Source organism: Mesorhizobium sp. M0715 (genome assembly GCF_040320355.1).
Lineage (GTDB): Bacteria > Pseudomonadota > Alphaproteobacteria > Rhizobiales > Rhizobiaceae > Mesorhizobium.
This window is the reverse complement of record NZ_JAMYPL010000004.1, coordinates 146,858-162,643: the sequence shown is the minus strand read 5'-3', so window position 1 is coordinate 162,643 and position 15,786 is coordinate 146,858. Positions and strand designations below refer to the sequence as shown.

Annotated in this window: 19 protein-coding genes and 1 pseudogene; 3 read left to right on the top strand and 17 right to left on the bottom strand. The window is 61.6% G+C overall.

Features of this window, described 5'->3' with window-relative positions:
* Positions 1-232 precede the first annotated feature (232 nt).
* The gene (locus NKI21_RS06800) at positions 233-445 is read right to left on the bottom strand and encodes a cold-shock protein (protein ID WP_006202520.1); all 213 of its coding nucleotides are present in this window, start codon (positions 443-445) and stop codon (positions 233-235) included.
* 494 nt (positions 446-939) lie between these two features.
* Between NKI21_RS06800 and NKI21_RS06795 the strand changes: the two genes are divergently transcribed.
* A complete protein-coding gene (locus NKI21_RS06795) occupies positions 940-1,356 on the top strand; it encodes a Kazal-type serine protease inhibitor domain-containing protein (protein WP_031212712.1) in 417 nt (138 codons plus the stop codon).
* Between the two features lie 31 nt (positions 1,357-1,387).
* Here NKI21_RS06795 and NKI21_RS06790 read toward each other — a convergent pair whose 3' ends face one another.
* The 7 genes from NKI21_RS06790 to NKI21_RS06760 all read right to left on the bottom strand — a co-directional run bounded on the left by NKI21_RS06790 (position 1,388) and on the right by NKI21_RS06760 (position 5,110).
* Positions 1,388-2,941, bottom strand: coding sequence for an EAL domain-containing protein (locus NKI21_RS06790; protein WP_352796044.1), 1,554 nt, complete (start codon positions 2,939-2,941; stop codon positions 1,388-1,390).
* Positions 2,942-3,091: 150 nt separating this feature from the next.
* The gene (locus NKI21_RS06785; RefSeq protein ID WP_127294949.1) at positions 3,092-3,310 is read right to left on the bottom strand and encodes a hypothetical protein; all 219 of its coding nucleotides are present in this window, start codon (positions 3,308-3,310) and stop codon (positions 3,092-3,094) included.
* Positions 3,311-3,410: 100 nt separating this feature from the next.
* The gene (locus NKI21_RS06780; RefSeq protein ID WP_164482279.1) at positions 3,411-3,548 is read right to left on the bottom strand and encodes a hypothetical protein; all 138 of its coding nucleotides are present in this window, start codon (positions 3,546-3,548) and stop codon (positions 3,411-3,413) included.
* Positions 3,549-3,582: 34 nt separating this feature from the next.
* Positions 3,583-3,864 carry a hypothetical protein gene (locus NKI21_RS06775; RefSeq protein WP_023809799.1) on the bottom strand — a complete coding sequence of 94 codons (282 nt, stop codon included), beginning with the start codon at positions 3,862-3,864 and terminating at the stop codon, positions 3,583-3,585.
* Entirely contained in the window at positions 3,861-4,130 is a 270-nt protein-coding gene (locus tag NKI21_RS06770; RefSeq protein WP_023809798.1) for a hypothetical protein, read from the bottom strand. Before NKI21_RS06770 ends, NKI21_RS06775 begins: the two co-directional genes overlap by 4 nt.
* A 143-nt stretch (positions 4,131-4,273) precedes the next feature.
* Positions 4,274-4,480: a cold-shock protein gene (locus NKI21_RS06765; RefSeq protein WP_352679666.1), complete on the bottom strand. Its 207-nt coding sequence runs from the start codon at positions 4,478-4,480 to the stop codon at positions 4,274-4,276.
* Between the two features lie 219 nt (positions 4,481-4,699).
* On the bottom strand, positions 4,700-5,110 hold the full coding sequence (locus tag NKI21_RS06760; RefSeq protein ID WP_155930562.1) for a hypothetical protein: 411 nt from the start codon (positions 5,108-5,110) through the stop codon (positions 4,700-4,702).
* Between the two features lie 94 nt (positions 5,111-5,204).
* On the opposite strand from NKI21_RS06760, the gene NKI21_RS06755 reads away from it, so the two are divergent.
* Positions 5,205-6,827 (top strand): tetratricopeptide repeat-containing sulfotransferase family protein, encoded by a 1,623-nt coding sequence (locus NKI21_RS06755; protein WP_352865024.1) that lies wholly within the window; start codon positions 5,205-5,207, stop codon positions 6,825-6,827.
* Positions 6,828-6,971: 144 nt separating this feature from the next.
* Here NKI21_RS06755 and NKI21_RS06750 read toward each other — a convergent pair whose 3' ends face one another.
* Positions 6,972-7,325, bottom strand: coding sequence for a DUF1428 domain-containing protein (locus NKI21_RS06750; RefSeq protein WP_023809794.1), 354 nt, complete (start codon positions 7,323-7,325; stop codon positions 6,972-6,974).
* A 75-nt stretch (positions 7,326-7,400) separates the two neighbouring features.
* Entirely contained in the window at positions 7,401-7,829 is a 429-nt protein-coding gene (locus NKI21_RS06745; protein WP_023809793.1) for a VOC family protein, read from the bottom strand.
* Between the two features lie 237 nt (positions 7,830-8,066).
* Between NKI21_RS06745 and NKI21_RS06740 the strand changes: the two genes are divergently transcribed.
* On the top strand, positions 8,067-8,681 hold the full coding sequence (locus tag NKI21_RS06740; RefSeq protein ID WP_023809791.1) for a glutathione S-transferase family protein: 615 nt from the start codon (positions 8,067-8,069) through the stop codon (positions 8,679-8,681).
* A gap of 16 nt (positions 8,682-8,697) precedes the next feature.
* Here NKI21_RS06740 and NKI21_RS06735 read toward each other — a convergent pair whose 3' ends face one another.
* The 7 genes and pseudogenes from NKI21_RS06735 to uvrB all read right to left on the bottom strand — a co-directional run bounded on the left by NKI21_RS06735 (position 8,698) and on the right by uvrB (position 15,730).
* Complete coding sequence (locus NKI21_RS06735) at positions 8,698-8,856, bottom strand: hypothetical protein (RefSeq protein ID WP_023809790.1); 159 nt, start codon at positions 8,854-8,856, stop codon at positions 8,698-8,700.
* 136 nt (positions 8,857-8,992) lie between these two features.
* Positions 8,993-9,301, bottom strand: a complete 309-nt coding sequence (locus NKI21_RS06730) for a HigA family addiction module antitoxin (RefSeq protein WP_023809789.1) — start codon at positions 9,299-9,301, stop codon at positions 8,993-8,995.
* Positions 9,302-9,328: 27 nt separating this feature from the next.
* Positions 9,329-9,606 (bottom strand): annotated as a pseudogene (locus NKI21_RS06725) (type II toxin-antitoxin system RelE/ParE family toxin).
* A 78-nt stretch (positions 9,607-9,684) separates the two neighbouring features.
* The gene (locus NKI21_RS06720) at positions 9,685-11,211 is read right to left on the bottom strand and encodes an ABC-F family ATP-binding cassette domain-containing protein (protein ID WP_023809787.1); all 1,527 of its coding nucleotides are present in this window, start codon (positions 11,209-11,211) and stop codon (positions 9,685-9,687) included.
* A 252-nt stretch (positions 11,212-11,463) separates the two neighbouring features.
* Positions 11,464-12,051, bottom strand: coding sequence for a hypothetical protein (locus tag NKI21_RS06715; RefSeq protein ID WP_081734780.1), 588 nt, complete (start codon positions 12,049-12,051; stop codon positions 11,464-11,466).
* Positions 12,052-12,187: 136 nt separating this feature from the next.
* Positions 12,188-12,496 (bottom strand): hypothetical protein, encoded by a 309-nt coding sequence (locus tag NKI21_RS06710; RefSeq protein WP_023809784.1) that lies wholly within the window; start codon positions 12,494-12,496, stop codon positions 12,188-12,190.
* A 63-nt stretch (positions 12,497-12,559) separates the two neighbouring features.
* On the bottom strand, positions 12,560-15,730 hold the full coding sequence (gene uvrB, locus NKI21_RS06705; protein WP_352865020.1) for an excinuclease ABC subunit UvrB: 3,171 nt from the start codon (positions 15,728-15,730) through the stop codon (positions 12,560-12,562).
* Between the last annotated feature and the right edge of the window lie 56 nt (positions 15,731-15,786).

Genomic DNA, 15,786 nt, shown 5'->3' with positions numbered 1-15,786 from the left:
GGAAAGTTTTGCGGGCGTCTAAAGCACGTTGCGGCGCGCTTTGGGTCTTTGTTTTTATGCAAGTCGTTGCCCAGAACCTGGCGGCTTGGGCGACATCACCGGCCCGCGCCTTCGATAAGGAAAAGGCGCGACGAAGATCGCCGCGCCTTTCAAAATTCAGATCCCTCTCCAGGCCAGGTGCAGGCATGGAGCCTCCGTCGCACGTCCGAGTGACATGCGGCGCGCCGATGGCTCAGGCTGCGCGGAGGTTGACGGCCTTGGGGCCCTTGCCCATGCGGTCCGGCTCGACGTCGAAGGTGACCTTCTGGCCGTCGACGAGCGTGCGCAAGCCGGAGGCTTCGATCGCGGAGATATGGACGAACACATCCTTGGCGCCACCATCGGGCGTGATGAAACCGAAGCCTTTGGTCGCGTTGAAGAATTTAACGGTGCCGGTCTGGGCCATTGGGGAAACTCCTTCACCCGTTCAGTCTTTGGTGGTCCCGCCCGCCGCCTGGCGCAAAGGGCAGTTCCCGGTGGTTGCTTCGGCAGTCATGCATTGGCGCATGGTCAAACCCCCCGCCGAAAACGGGGCCGTCAGAGATTCACAGTATCGGGGAAAGGTCGTCCAAAACGTTCCGCTCTCCGGGTCGCAAATGCCCGAACACGGAATTTATCGCACGGAAACGTGATGGTTGCAAGATACCGCCGCGGGCCGCCACACTGGGCGCATCCCGACGCAAGGATCGACTGACTTGGGCATCGATGGGCTCGGCATAGGCTTGCTTGCCGGTCGGGTCATCGGCCAGAGCCGGCCCACGAATGGGCCAGACATCGGCGGCGCGCTACCCCCCCTTGCGGGCCAGGCGCCGTCGTCGTTGCGGGGCCCAAACGGGGGGTTGCATTTGGCAAGGGAATGGCGAGGATCGATAACCGGGGACGCGATCGTGGGAGATCATCATGAAATTTCTGGCGGCAATCTTTTCGCGGCAGGGTTTTGCCATCCTGTTGCTGTCGGCAATTCTTGCCGCCTGCACCGTCGTCGTCGATGAGGGACCAGGGCCGCGCCCGCGTCCGCCACGGCCCGAACCGCAATATTGCAGCAAGCAGTACGAGCCGGTCTGTGCCCGCCGCGGCGGCGACCGCCAGACCTTCGCCAATGCCTGTCTTGCCGACCGGGCCGGCTACCGCATCGTGCGCGACGGCCCGTGCCGCGACGGCGGCGGTGGCGGTGGCGGTGGCGGTGAAGAGCAGACGTTCTGCACCCGCGAATATGCTCCGGTCTGCGGCCGCCGTCATGGCGAGATGCGCACCTTCCCCAATTCCTGCGAAGCCCGCGCCGCGGACTATCGCGTCGTTGGTGACGGGCCGTGCTGAGAACGATGCGCCTTGTTGAGGACGACAGGCGTCAAGCCGTCGGCTTCACCTGGCGACAGTAGGCGATGAACTCGGACGCGGGCATGGGTCTGGCGAAAAGCCAGCCCTGGGCGTAGTCGACGTCGCGCGCCGCGAGGTAGTCGGCTTGCGCCTGCGTTTCCACGCCCTCGGCAACGATCTTCAGCTTTAATGTCTTGGCCATGTCGATGATATGCGGGGTGACGGAACTGGTGGCGGAATTCGTGCTGATCGTATCGATGAACGATTTGTCGATCTTGAGCGCATCGAGCGGCAGCCCCTCGAGATAGGACAGGCTGGAATAGCCGGTGCCGAAGTCGTCGATTGCCACTGCGTGGCCAAGTTCGCGGGCACGAACGAGCGTCGAGCGGGCCGAGTTGATATCGACGAAACCTCGCTCCGTCGCCTCGAGCCAGATTTGCTGGGGCCGGATCCCGGTGTGCTGCAACGCCTTTTCGATGATAGGCAGGACCCGCGCGGTGCCGACATCGGTTGCGCTGAGATTGATGGCGATGTGAAGCGAGCGGTCGGCGACCAGAAGCCTGTTCAGGTCGAACACAACCATCGCAATGACCTGATCGGTGATCGCCGTGATCAGGCCGCTCTCTTCCGCCAGCGGAATGAAGAGATCGGGCCGGACGAGGGAACCGTTCGGCCGCTTCCAGCGCACCAGCGCTTCCGCCCCGATGCAATTGCCGGTCCTGAGTTCGACGATCGGCTGATAGTGGACGATGAATTCGCGCTTGCGCACGGCGATCTGCAATTCTCCCAAGGGCGAAAGCCGCCTTCGCGACAGCCACACAACCATGCCGATGATGAAGGCGGCCATGAAGGCGCCGAGCGGGAGCAGCAGGAATTGCTGCTGGCGAACGCTGCCCAGGATCTGGCTTGTCGGTTCGGTGGCGACAGCGATCCAGCCCGTCTCGCGCGCGGTGGCAAACAGGAGATCGTCATCGATGCCTTCGCCGGGGCCGGCGACGATCTTCTCGATGCGGGCGGGATCCGGTCCGTTCAGCGCGCCAAGCAGGATGCCCGTTTGCGTCGTCAAAGCGAGCTGGACACCGGGATCGACGATGACGTCGACAAAGCGTACCGGATCGACAAGGACATTGTGGTCCCTGTATTGCAGCGCCATCAGAAAATGGTCCTCGCTCATCACCGGCTGCATGCGGGCGGTGACGGCAATGCCGTCCCTGGTGGTGAAGTCCGGGATGGATTGCGCAACGCGCCCTTCAGTCAGTCCCCAGGAAGAGCATTTGAGCAGGCCATTTTCGAAATAGCCCATCTCTTCGATCGGGCGCGTGTTGATGGTGAGTTGCCGCATGCGGGCTATATGGTCCGCCGAACAGCGGACGCCGGTGAACTGGTCGATCTGCCGCAAGGCGACGGTCGCATCCTTGAGCGAGATGTCGGCCCTGGCGATGGCGCGGCTGGCGAACAACTGCAGCCGCTCATGTTCCTTTTGGACGGCCTGAAGCCAAGCGAGATGAAACATAGCCGCTATCGGTACGATGGCGCCCAGCATGGCCAACACCACCGCCGTCACGATGATGCGCGACCTGTCCATGCGCCTCCTGCCTTCGGGTATGAGCGGCGATCGTGGGTGGTCGCCCGCAAACGTCTCGGCCACCAATCGTGGCAGCGGCCCGGTTCAGGCGGATCTTAGGGCCTCGATCTTACGTGAACTTTAATGGAGTCGTGGGGCAGCACCGCCGCTCTAAACCGGATAGGCGCCGTCGGCCGGGCCGGCGTAAAGCTCGCAGCCATTGTCGTCGCAGATGCGCAGGCGATCGGGGATTTGCGGCATGGCCAGCGTGTGGAACAGCGCGGTGGCGCCCTGCAGCGCGGCGCGCAGGTTCGGCGCCTCCAGTGATACCTTGTCGAGAGTGGCTTCGTCGGCGTCGCGCGACCGGTAGAACTCGATGACGAAATTCAAGCGCGCCTCCGTGGCAGAGCATTGCGCAGGCCTGTCCAGTCAATTCGTCCCCTCACAGAGGGACGACGGAAAGGGCGCACGAGGCGCGCCCTCCAGTTTGTCAGCCCTTCGACTTCGGCTTCAGGCTGCTCTCCGCCTGCTTGACCGAGGAGCCGAACGGGGAGGCGGGCTTGGCCACGACCTTGTCCTTCTTCGGCTTGCGCGTTTCGCGGTTGCTTCGCTGTTGACCTTTGGACATGTCGTGCTCCTGCTTCAGTGTTGGCGGTGGGGTCTCAGATGAGCGGGTTGCTGGCAACAACCGGGTTGCCGGCAACAACCGGATCTGCCGGTTCGAGATTGTCTTCGGTGGTGACCCGTTCATAGGTCTCCTGCTCGCTGCGGATGCGGTATTGCGGCGAACCATCCTTGACCGGCAGCCTGCTCTTGATCTGGAACAGTTCGGCGGTCTTCTGGACGAGGCCGGTGCGGCTCTTCATGCGCACGGTCTGACCGATCGAAAACTGGTGCGCGGGCGTGTCGGTGCGCGGGCGCGCATTCTGCTGGAAACGGATCATGCTGCATTCTCCCTGTCGCGCTTCAGCGCTGTTTCGAGTTCGAGGTAATCGATGGCGACAAGCTGGCTGGTGGGCGGGTTTTTCGCTGCCCTTGCCGGCAGATGGATGAAAGTGGCGACGCGGCGCCAGGCAAGCCGCGACATGCCCTCGATCAGCTCTTCGTCGTGGTCGATGTCGTAGTCGCCGGCCGGCAGCTGCCCTTCCAGTCCGCCGAGCACGAAAGGTGCGGTGAAGTGCGCGATGGAGTGGGTGGTGCGGTCCGGCATTGTCTACCTATGCAAAGCAGCGGTCCTGAAAACAAAAAAGCGGGGACGAGCCCCGCTTTCCTATTTCCGGCTGTCGCTGGAAATAAGCCGCTTTCGAGAGCTGCCAGTACATCCGTGGTCAGCGTTCATCGAATTCGGCCGGATCAGATCAATTGCAAATTGGCGGCCGACTCGCGGCCCTTGGTGTCACGCTCCAACTCGAACTGCAGCTTCTGGCCTTCGGCGAGGCCGGGGAAGCCGGCGCGCTCCAGTGCGCTGACATGGACAAAGACGTCCTTGCCGCCCTCGGTCGGCTGAATGAAGCCGAAGCCCTTCTGGCCATTGTAGAACTTCACGGTTCCGGTGTTCATGTCGGTCTTTCGAAGAATGAGAATGGTCGCGCGGAGCGAATATGCCGCGCGCCCGGTATCGATGATTTGGAATGAGATTGGCGGGTCGAGAACCTCTGACGCCGCGAGATGCCAATTCTGGCCCAAAGCGATCCTGTACAAATAGGCCTTTGTTGTAATTTAATCAAGGCGTTTTAAAATAAAATTGGGTTTCATTCAAAAAATTGCGCGCTGTAACTATCAGAAAAATGATGATACAAATTCATACAATTCAAAAACTGTTTGAAGCTTAGCGGGAATAATTCTCCCGGTATTTTCATTTTTCTTGTGAATTGAAGAAGGAGACCTCGTGATGTCCGTAAAGACGCCAATAGGCACCCCCGTAACGATCACGCCGGTCGCAAAGCCGGTAATGGCAAAGCCGATGGTTGTCCTGTCGCCGCGGCTGACTGTCAGAAGTGACGAGGCGGCAAAGCGAAGGATCGCCGACACCGATGGAACGGTCCGGCGTGCCAGGCAGGTTGCCGAGACCAATCGCCTGATTTGATCTTTCCGCACCGACGAAAGGACGAGACAGCAGGCGAAGCCTTGAACCTGCGGCGCCGATGGCTTAGATCGCCACAGGCGGACAAAACACGGCAGGTTTCCCATCAACAGAGATCAAAGACGAGCGGCGGGTGCGGGAGCCAGGTCTGGCGCAGGCGGACAGCCGCCGCTGGGCCTCGACCAGTATGTGCAGCAGGCGTTGCAACTGCATCAGGCCGGGCGCCGGCAAGAGGCTGAGACGATCTACCGGCAGGTGCTGGCGCGTCAGCCCAAGCACGCCGCCGCCGCGCATTTCCTGGGACTGCTGCTGCACCAGACCGGGCGCAGCGAAGAAGGGCTGGATCTCATCGAACGGTCGGTGAGCCTGCAGCCGACGAATCCCGATTTCCTCAACAATTTCGGGACGGTGATGCGCGACCTCGGCCGCCCTGCTGCGGCCATCGATTTCTTCCGCGGGGCGGTGGATCTGCGGCCGGACCAGCTCGCGGCGCGCGACAATCTAGGCTCATCGCTGAAGCAGGTCGGCCAGTTCGAAGAGGCCGAAGAGATTTATCGCGGCACGGTTGCACGCAACCCATTTCATGTGCGCGCCCGCATCGGGCTTGCCGAAACCCTGCAGGAAGCCGGGCGGCTGGATGAGGCGCTCGCCGTCTTCCGCGAAGCGCTGACGATCCGGCCCAAGGATGCCGACCTGCTGCACGGGCTCGGCGTTGGGTTGATGGAAAAGGGCAAGCTCGACGAGGCGGCCGACCTGTTCCGGCAGGCGTTGGCGATCAACCCCGCCATGGCCACAGCCTGGCTGATGCTGACGCAGGTCAAGCGCCAGAAGGAGCGCGACAGCGAGCTTGGGGGCATGGAGGCCCAGCATGCCAAAGCGCCGCAGGACAGCCTGGCACGCATGCAGCTGTCCTTCGGACTCGGCAAGGCGAATGACGATCTCAGGGATTATGGCCGGGCCTTCGACTATTTCGCCGAAGGCAATGCGATCCGCCGCAAAGGCATCGACTACGACCAGGCCAGGACGCGGGCCGAGTTCGAAGCGATGAAGGCCACCTTCGATGCCGGCTTCTTCGAGAAGCACAGGTCCAGCTCAATCAGCGACGACACGCCGATCTTCATCGTCGGCATGCCGCGTTCGGGCACGACGCTGGTCGAGCAGATCATTGCCAGCCATCCGCAGGTCTACGGCGCAGGCGAGCTCAGCATCTTGAAGAAGGCGGTCGGCAAGCAGTTCCCGGCGACCATGCCGGGTGGCTTCCCATGGGGCGTATCGGATATGGGCGATGCGGATTTTGCCGAGGCAGGCCAAGCCTATCTCGACATGCTGCATGCCCGCTATCCGAACATGCGTCACGTCACCGACAAAATGCCAGGCAACTTCCTGCTTGTCGGCTTCATCCACATGATGATGCCGAAGGCCAGGATCATCCACTGCGCGCGCGATGCGGCGGCCACCTGCCTGTCGATCTACAAGGTGCATTTCCGCGGCGACAGCCATCGCTATGGCTACGATCTCGGCGAGCTCGCCGACTTCCACAATCTCTACACCGACATCATGAAGCATTGGCACACGGTGCTGCCGGGCGTTGTGCATGATGTACGCTACGAGGATTTTGTCGCCGACCAGGACGGACAGACGCGGGCATTGATCGCTCATCTCGGCCTGCCTTGGGACGATGCGGCACTATCGTTCCACGAAACCGACCGACCGGTTCGCACGGCTTCAGCCGCACAGGTGCGCCAGCCGATGTATCAGGGGTCGGTCGATCTGTGGAAGCGCTATGGAGACCGGCTCAAGCCGTTGCTGGACAAGCTGGATTAGTGCAACGCTATCTAGCTGATCGCGTGGCCTTAGAGATTGGCCTAAGCACCCGCGTCGTCATCCTAGGGGCTTCGCGACGGAGCTTCGCTCCTGCTTCGCCCTAGGATGACGAAGCTGAGGCTTCTTCTAATCGCTACCGGCTGCTCAAAGCTCAATGAATGGCTTGAAGCCACCGAAGATCATGCGCTTGCCGTCGAACGGCATGTCCGCCCAATCGGCCTTCAAGCGCGGGTCGGCCATCACCTTGGCCATGACGGCATCGCGGCTCTCCCGCGACTCATAGACGGCCCAGGCGAAGACGACGATCTCGTCGTCCTTGGCCTGCACGGCACGCGGGAAGGACGTGACCTCGCCATAGGGCACGTCGTCGCCGATGCATTCGACATAGGCGAGCGCGCCATGTTCCCTCCAGATAGGCCCTGCGAGGTTGGCCAGCTTCTTGTAGTCATCGAGTTTTGCCTTGGATACGGCAAGTACGAAACCATCGACATAGGACATTTTGGATCTCCTCCTGGAAGTTCACGGGGCCTCACCGGCGCTGGCCGGTGAGGGGCTCGGGCCATCGGCGGCAGATCAGGCTTTCTTCACCGGCGCGTTCATCGCCCATTCGACGCCGAACGGGTCGCGCATATTGCCCCATTGATCACCCCAGAACATGACCTGGAGCGGCACGGCGACTTCGCAGCCGGCATCGACGGCGCGCTTCCACCAGGCTTCGATATCGTCGCTGCCGAGGTGAAGCTGCATTGTGTAACCCTGCGGCTTGACGGCGGGCATTCCGTTTTCCGGATAGAAATCGGAGAGCATGAGCGTCGAGCCGTTGATGTAGAGGTGAATGTGCATGGTGCGGCCTTTTTCGTCCGCCGGATAGGCAAAGACCTGCTCCGCGCCGAAGGCCTTCTTGTAGAATTCGGCAGCCTTGAAGGCGCCATCCAACTGCAGATAGGGGGTCAATCCGCCGAGCACTTTGGCCGCGGGCTGAACGGGGGTCTGGTCAGTCATTTGTTGTTCCTCTTTGCGTTTGGCGTTGCGAGCCAAAGGACGGATGAGGCGGCGGCGATCCTACATGGCCGGGAGATTTTTTTGGCCGACCGGCCCTGGACTGGCCAGGCAGCCGGCAGCTGAACGAGAGACGTGAAACGAACTTGCGTCGGCGGCCCCCAATCAGAGCGCAATTCTCGCTGCTCGCGGGCTAGAACAGATGGATCACGCGAACGCCGCTTCAGCCCCGAGATGACAATGATCCTCTACTATCAGACCCATTCACCCTTTGCGCGCAAAGCGCTCGTTTTCGCTCATGAGGCCGGCATTGCCGATCGGCTCGAGGTCATTCATCACGAGACCAGTCCGACCTTGCACAATGCTCGCGTCTACGCCGAAAATCCCCTCGGCAAAGTACCGGTGCTGCTGCGGCCCGACGCGTCGCCGATCTTCGACTCCGATGTCATCTGCGCCTATCTCGACACGCTGCATGACGGCCGCAAGCTGCTGCCGCAAGATGGCGAAGCGCGCTGGCAGGCGTTGCGGCTGCAGTCGGTCGCCCAGGGCCTCGCGCAGACAGGCATCGCTTTGCGCTGGGAGACGGAAAGAAGACCCGAACAGCTGCGTTATAGCGCTCTCGCCGACGGATACCGGGAAAAGATCGAGGCGAGCTACGACTGGATCGAAAGTACGCTGGACGACGAGGCACCGCTCCATGTCGGCCACATCGCCTTGGCCACCACGCTGTCCTGGATGGCGTTCCGACACCTGCCGCCTTTTCGCTCGCGGGCGCGGCTGACGCACTGGTTCGAGGCTTTCGAAAAACGCGTATCGATGCAGGCGACACCGCTTTCAGGCGATACGCATGACTGACTGGCGCCTCGCGAGGTCAGGGGCGGCGGCCGTTCTGCGCGTCGAAGACGTCCGGAAAACCGATATCCTTGCGCAGCGAGGCAGGCAGTGAAAGCAGGATGCGCTCGCTGCGGTGACGAGCGCGCGCTGCCGCATACCGGGTTGCGATGCGACCGATGGATGAAAGAACCGACATGATAATTCTCCCTGGGTTGGCGCCGGCATCATCGTGTCGGCATCCCAAGGACGGGGCTGGCTGAGGCTATCCGACAGACCGTCGAAATTTTTTTATCGTGGCGTCTGATGGTCTATTCGAATGCTGCCGTACGGACCTACGCAACCCTGAGCGTAGGGATCGCTGAAACATCAACCTCACGCTCTGCGTGCCAGGCATCGAAAGCCGCCTGCATTCGAAGCCAGATCGCGGCTCCGTCGCCGAACAGCTTGCCAAGGCGAGCGGCCACAGCCGGTGAAACCGGCTTCTTTTCGCGGATGATGTCATAGAGATGCTGCCGGGAGATCCCGAGCAGATTTGCAATTTCCACCTTGGTCTTGCCAGTTGCCGGGATAATGTCCTCAAGCAGCGCTCCTGGGTGGGAGGGACAACGCTCAATAGGACGCGTCGGCTCGTGCACGGTCATAAGTCGAACTTCTCCAGTCTGGCCGCCTCAGTGATATTGCTCGAAATCGACGCGGGCGGCATCCTTGCCGTCGAACTCGAATGTGATGCACCACGGGCCGTTGACGTGGACCGTGTAGCGGATTGGATCGAAGCCTTTCAGCGGGTGGAAATCGAAGCCGGGAAGGTTCATTTCCTCCGGCTTCTCCGAAGCTTCCAGGCGGTCAAGCCGGACAAGAATGCGCTTGTGCATCTTGGCGTCGATCTTGCCGGTCTTTCCAGTTTGAAAGAGGTCCGACAGCGCCTTGTCTTGAAGGACTTGATCATCGGTATATGTAAACAGATTGCTTACAAAAAACAAGGTCTGTAAGCAAATAATTTACATGCCAGTCGACTCCGTTGGCCTCATCCTGCCGTTTCAACCACCGAGCGGAAGAAATCCTCCGGGTCTTCGACTTCGGTGAGCTTCCGCTTCTCGATCAGCCAGAAGCGGTTGCCGATGGCGCGGATGAAGGAGCGGTCGTGCGAGGCGAGCACGCAGCTTGCCTGATGTGCCAGCAGTTCCGCTTCCAGCGCTTCCTGGCCGTCGATGTCGAGATGGTTGGTCGGCTCGTCGAGCAGATAGAAGTTGGGATCGGCGAGCCTGAGGGCCAGCATCATCAGCCGCGCCTTCTGGCCGCCGGACAGCACGCCGATCTTTTTCTCCTGCATCTCGATGACCACGCCGGCGCCGGCCAGCAAGGACCGTGCGCGCTGCTCGCCGACATCGTAGCGGCGCGAGACCATCGCCAGCGGCGTGTCGTCGCCGCTGATGCCGGACAGCGCCTGGTCGCTGTAGCCGAGCACGGTCGACGGCGTCACCTTCACATTCCGCAACGTGTCCGGTTCGATGATGGCATTGCGGATCAAGGTGACGAAGCGCGACTTGCCGACGCCATTGCGGCCGAGCAGCACGATGCGGTCGCCCTGGCAGATATGGCGCCTGCCGGTCTGAAACAGCAGTGTGCCGTCGGGTGTTTCGACAGCCGCGTCGTCGAGCGTGATCAGCACTTTGGCGTGAGTGCCGCGATTGGCCAGTTTTATGGCACCCGCCGACTTCTCGCGATGCGCCGGGTTCGCCGCTTCCTCTAGTTTTTCGGCCCGCTGGTTGAGTTGCTTGGTCTTGACCGTCAGCAGATCGCTGCCCGAATTGATGCCGATGTTGTTGAGCTTGGCCGCCTGTCGGCGCAATTGCTGCGCCACCTTCATGTCGCGCTGGAACTTGCGCTCCGTCGAAGCATCGACGTCGTCGAGCGCCTGTCTGGCGCGGGAGTAGGGCAGAGCAAACACCGGCGACTGTTCAGGGCGCAGGAACAGCGTCCGGTTGGTGGTGGCGTCGAGGAAGGCCCGGTCGTGGCTGGCGATGACGACCGGCACTTCGCGCGGCAGCGTGTTCAGCCAAGTTTCGAGCTGGCTGATGCGGGCCAGATCGAGATGGTTGGTCGGTTCGTCGAGCAGCAGCACGTCCGGATCTGTCACCCAGACGCGGGCGATCAGCGCCAGTCTCTGCCAGCCGCCGCTCAGCGCCTGCATTGGCCGCTCGCGCATGGGCTCCGGCACATCGAGTGAATCGAGAACCACGTCGACGCGCCACAGCTCGCTTTCAGCCTGCTCGGGCGGCAAGACGTCGGCCACTACCTGATGGAAGCTGCGGGTGAGAAGGGCCGGGGCAACGGATTGCTCGACATGACCGACGCGCAGGCCGCGCGTGCGGGTGATGTCACCGGAGGTCGGCTCCATCTCGCCGGTCAGGCATTTCAGCAAGGTCGACTTGCCGCGGCCATTGGCGGCGACAATGCCGAGCCGGTCGCCGGAGCCGATGGTGAGGTCGAGATTGGCAAACAGCGGCGCACTCATGGTGACGCCGAGGGATTTGAGGCTGATCAGGGCCATTTTGATTTCTCTGGTCTTGCCGGAGGAAAAGTCCGGTTCAATGCACTTTGACGGTGCGCAGGCTGGCCATCAGGCTCGGCGTTGCAAAACCACGAAGGGCAGACCAAAAAATCGAAGCGGGAAAACCCGGACCGTCCCTGGTCAGCCCTGCAAGCAAGCTCGCAGGGCAGAAATCGGGCCACGCTGACGATGGTGACGATGAAACGTAAACACGTGAGCCCTCCTTTCAAAACGTTCGAGTGTGTGGACTGGCTACACCAAAGGTGGGGCCGCTGGCAAGTGTGTCCTCTGCAGGCCGGCCTTAGTCTCGCGGCGGATTACCCAGTCCCCCTTATTTCCCTGGATTTCCTGCGGTGTCAGGAAGTGAAACTCCATCAGGATCGGTTCTTCCGGTCCCTTGAAGAAATGAAGCTCGGCGTGGGGGAGCACGAGCCGGCGGACAGTTTCAGATACGCTTTCCACCTTATATTCCTCGGCATGCAGTCCTAGACCTGCGAGGAGCGTCCTGGCGGCCGAAATCGTCATTGCCGGGCTAAAGCCATCGAGATCGATTTGGCTGTTGCCGCTCCATTTCAAAGGCAAAGGCTTGGGGACATCAGGCATGTCCCAAAGTTTGATGCTGATGCGATGGACGCGTGCTCGATTGCGCCTGGTCAAAATGTCGATTTCCAGATCGCCATAACCCAGAAGAAAGCCGCACGGCTGATCCTGATAGACATACAACCATTTAGGAAAGCCAAGGTGTTTCTCGACCGGACCGAGATCAGCTCCGGCCCGCAAAGGCGTGTCTTTGCTACCTAAGATTAGGGGGAGAATATGGAGTTTGCCTCGCTGTCGCATCGATCAAACCTTGGTTGGCTGGATATCCCGTCGCAGGGAGCATATTCCGCCTGCCCTGACCATTGTGCTACCCAGCTGATTGATTGAGCTTCACAGGTCAAAGGGCCGGATCAGACAGGTCTCAAGTAACCGCCGCTTAGTCCATATTCTTTGTTGAGATCGAGTAGGAAATGCCGAACACCGCGCTTCTGCCGAGATCGACAACGATCACAAGCAGGGCGTTGAACCTGCCGGTGCCAATCAAAACTTGATCAAACCGGTTTTGAACGTCCCGGTAAACATAGTGGACGTCGTTCAAATAGGGCACGCCGACTTCGTCCAGATTTAGCGCGTCGACATAGGGCCATATGTCTACGACAGCATTCGCCGTCGCGGTGATATTCGTCATCGGCTCGGCAAAGCAAGCCTTGAACTCCTCTTCATCAAGTCTGCGAACGACGACCATCACCTATTCTAAGCGGCGGCATCTGAAATCCGCAACCGATCGCAGGCTCGATGCTGCAGCTTCCTACCGCCCCGGCCTACCTGTCTTTCCCGGCCGACGCTTTTCGCGGCGGGCATCTCCCGCGTCTTCATACGAGCCGATGCCGGCGCGCTGGCGAACGATTGGTTTGCCGTCGCGTTCCTTTGTGCCCCCCTCTGTCCTGCCGGACATCTCCCCCACTTGGGGGGAGATCGGCTGTGGCTTTGCCGGCACTTTTCCCTCGACCGGCTTTTCCGTGCGCCGCACGGTCATCTCATCAAGCGAGTTCTTCTTGAACAGCGGCTTGACCGGCTCGCCGGGAATGCCGAAATCGGAGCCATGCGCCTCTTCGGCCGACTGTTTCTTGAACAACGAGCGCGACACCGCGCCGGCCGGCGTCGGCATGTCGGTGCCCGGACCCATGTCGTCGATCGAGGGTTTCGAAAACAGCGGTTTTTTCACTGGTACGGCGCCATCGGCGCCCATCTCGTCGAGATCAGGCTTGCGGAAGAGGTTGGGCCGCGCAGCCTTGGCCGCCTCTTCGGCGGCACGGGCTTCGTCGAACTTGCGGAAACGCTCCTGTTCCTCTGCTGTCCGATGTTTGGCCACGCCCTTGTTGTGCTTGCCCTTTTCGCGACCTGAGGCAGGACTTTCCATATCGGCGTATTTGGCCAGTGGGTCTTCGGAGATGGACAGTTCCATCTCTCGCAGACGCTTGATCTCGTCGCGGATACGAGCCGCCTTCTCGAAGTCGAGATTGGCCGCGGCATCGCGCATCTGCTTTTCCATCGCGTCGAGATGGGCCTTGAGGTTGTTGCCCATCATGGCGCCGGCATTGTCGGTGAACTGCGAAATGTCGGCGCGGACGTGGTCCTTCTCGTAGACCGAATCCAGAATGTCGGAGATGCGCGACTTGACCGATTCCGGGGTGATGCCGTTGGCCTCGTTCCATTCCACCTGCTTTTCGCGGCGGCGGTTGGTCTCGGCCATCGCCCGCTCCATCGAGCCGGTGACTTGGTCGGCATACAGGATGACCTTGCCGTCGACGTTTCTGGCGGCGCGGCCGATGGTCTGGATCAGCGAGGTTTCCGAGCGCAGAAACCCTTCCTTGTCGGCGTCGAGAATGGCGACGAAGCCGCATTCGGGAATGTCGAGGCCTTCGCGCAGCAGGTTGATGCCGACCAGCACGTCGAAGGCGCCGAGGCGCAGATCGCGCAGGATCTCGATGCGCTCCAGCGTGTCGATGTCGGAGTGCATGTAGCGGACGCGGATGCCTTGCTCATGCAGATATTCGGTCAAATCCTCGGCCATGCGCTTGGTCAGCACCGTGACCAGCGTGCGGTAGCCGGCCTTGGTGGTGTCGCGGATTTCGCCAACGACATCGTCGACCTGGGTCTTGGCCGGGCGAACCTCGACCGGCGGATCGATCAGGCCGGTCGGGCGGATGACCTGTTCGGCGAAGACGCCGCCGGCCTGCTCCATTTCCCAGCCGCCAGGGGTCGCCGAGACGGCGACCGAAAGCGGACGCATGGCATCCCATTCCTCGAAGCGCAGCGGCCGGTTGTCCATGCAGGACGGCAGACGGAAGCCGTATTCGGCCAGTGTCGCCTTGCGGCGAAAGTCGCCGCGATACATGCCGCCGATCTGCGGCACGGTGACATGGCTTTCATCGATGAAGACCAGCGCGTTGTCGGGAATGTACTCGAACAGCGTCGGCGGCGGATCACCCGGCTGGCGGCCGGTGAGATAGCGCGAATAGTTCTCGATGCCGGCGCAGGAACCGGTGGCTTCCAGCATCTCGAGGTCGAAGCGGCAGCGCTGTTCCAGCCGCTGCGCCTCGAGCAGGCGGCCTGCGCGCTCGAGTTCGACCAGCCGGTGCTTGAGCTCTTCCTTGATCGACTTGATCGCCTGGTTCAGCGTCGGGCGCGGCGTCACATAGTGCGAATTGGCGTAGATTTTGACGCTTTTCAGCTCGCCGGTCTTCTGGCTGGTCAGCGGATCGAACTCGGTGATCTGCTCGATCTCGTCGCCGAACATCGAGATGCGCCAGGCGCGGTCTTCCAGGTGGGCGGGGAAGATCTCGATCGTGTCGCCGCGCACGCGGAACGAGCCGCGGACGAAGTTGATGTCCTGCCGCTTGTACTGCTGGGCGACGAGATCGGCGAGCAGCGCGCGCTGGTCGAGCCGGTCGCCGATCTGCATCTGGAAGGTCATCGCCGTATAGGTTTCGACCGAGCCGATACCGTAGATGCAGGACACAGAGGCGACGATGATGACGTCGTCGCGCTCGAGCAGCGAACGCGTCGCCGAGTGGCGCATGCGGTCGATCTGTTCGTTGATCGAGGATTCCTTCTCGATGAAAGTGTCGGTGCGCGGGACGTAGGCTTCCGGCTGGTAATAGTCGTAGTAGGAGACGAAATACTCGACGGCGTTTTCCGGGAAGAATTTCTTGAACTCGGAATAGAGCTGCGCCGCCAGCGTCTTGTTCGGCGCCAGGATCAAGGCAGGGCGCTGCGTCTCCTCGATCACCTTGGCCATGGTGAAGGTTTTTCCGGAGCCGGTGACGCCGAGCAGCACTTGGGTCCGGTCGTTGTTGTCGACGCCTTCGACCAGATCCTTGATCGCGGTCGGCTGATCGCCGGCCGGCTCGAAATCCGAAACCATCTTGATGGCAATGCCGCCTTCGGATTTTTCGGGGCGGGCAGGGCGGTGCGGCGTCCACAGCACGCCGTCCTTGTGCAGCGGATTGCCGGATTCGATCAGCGCCGACAGCGCGGCGACGGTAGCGGTGACGCTGCCCGAGGCCATCGTCTCGGCGTCTTCCAGCGAGATGTCGAGACCGGCGACCGGGTTGAGGCCGGCTGCCGTGCGCTCCCTGGCTGACGCCGCGCCACCCATCGAGGTGCCGCGCGAACTGCGTCCCGGCGAGCTTGAGCGCTCGGGTATCTTCTTCGACGGCTTCGGCGATTTGCCGCCGTCGCCCTTGCCGACAAGACGTCCTTCGTTTTCGGCTTCCTGCTCGATCTGCTCGGCCCAATCCGCGATCGAACCGGTCAGCGGCGTGCCCGACAGCTCCGGCTGCGGCATCTCGGCGAAACCGCCTTTGTGCAGCGGCTCGGAGGCGTCGAGGAAATCGGTCAGCGGGCTGCGCCGCTTCGGCGCGGCGCGGTCGTCGTTCGCCGTCGGCGGCGTTTTCTTATCGGGGGATTTGGCCATGTCCCGAATATGGGATTTCCTGGCCAAAATGGAAAGAGCGCGGTGGGGAGAGGCGT

Bases quoted from the DNA above. Each gene is read 5' to 3' on its own strand.
- NKI21_RS06800 (WP_006202520.1), bottom strand. From the start codon at position 445: ATGGCCCAGACCGGCACCGTTAAATTCTTCAACGCGACCAAAGGCTTC.
- NKI21_RS06795 (WP_031212712.1), top strand. From the start codon at position 940: ATGAAATTTCTGGCGGCAATCTTTTCGCGGCAGGGTTTTGCCATCCTG.
- NKI21_RS06790 (WP_352796044.1), bottom strand. From the start codon at position 2,941: ATGGACAGGTCGCGCATCATCGTGACGGCGGTGGTGTTGGCCATGCTG.
- NKI21_RS06780 (WP_164482279.1), bottom strand. From the start codon at position 3,548: ATGTCCAAAGGTCAACAGCGAAGCAACCGCGAAACGCGCAAGCCGAAG.
- NKI21_RS06775 (WP_023809799.1), bottom strand. From the start codon at position 3,864: ATGATCCGTTTCCAGCAGAATGCGCGCCCGCGCACCGACACGCCCGCG.
- NKI21_RS06770 (WP_023809798.1), bottom strand. From the start codon at position 4,130: ATGCCGGACCGCACCACCCACTCCATCGCGCACTTCACCGCACCTTTC.
- NKI21_RS06765 (WP_352679666.1), bottom strand. From the start codon at position 4,480: ATGAACACCGGAACCGTGAAGTTCTACAATGGCCAGAAGGGCTTCGGC.
- NKI21_RS06760 (WP_155930562.1), bottom strand. From the start codon at position 5,110: ATGGGAAACCTGCCGTGTTTTGTCCGCCTGTGGCGATCTAAGCCATCG.
- NKI21_RS06750 (WP_023809794.1), bottom strand. From the start codon at position 7,325: ATGTCCTATGTCGATGGTTTCGTACTTGCCGTATCCAAGGCAAAACTC.
- NKI21_RS06745 (WP_023809793.1), bottom strand. From the start codon at position 7,829: ATGACTGACCAGACCCCCGTTCAGCCCGCGGCCAAAGTGCTCGGCGGA.
- NKI21_RS06740 (WP_023809791.1), top strand. From the start codon at position 8,067: ATGATCCTCTACTATCAGACCCATTCACCCTTTGCGCGCAAAGCGCTC.
- NKI21_RS06735 (WP_023809790.1), bottom strand. From the start codon at position 8,856: ATGTCGGTTCTTTCATCCATCGGTCGCATCGCAACCCGGTATGCGGCA.
- NKI21_RS06730 (WP_023809789.1), bottom strand. From the start codon at position 9,301: ATGACCGTGCACGAGCCGACGCGTCCTATTGAGCGTTGTCCCTCCCAC.
- NKI21_RS06720 (WP_023809787.1), bottom strand. From the start codon at position 11,211: ATGGCCCTGATCAGCCTCAAATCCCTCGGCGTCACCATGAGTGCGCCG.
- NKI21_RS06715 (WP_081734780.1), bottom strand. From the start codon at position 12,051: ATGCGACAGCGAGGCAAACTCCATATTCTCCCCCTAATCTTAGGTAGC.
- NKI21_RS06710 (WP_023809784.1), bottom strand. From the start codon at position 12,496: ATGGTCGTCGTTCGCAGACTTGATGAAGAGGAGTTCAAGGCTTGCTTT.
- uvrB (WP_352865020.1), bottom strand. From the start codon at position 15,730: ATGGCCAAATCCCCCGATAAGAAAACGCCGCCGACGGCGAACGACGAC.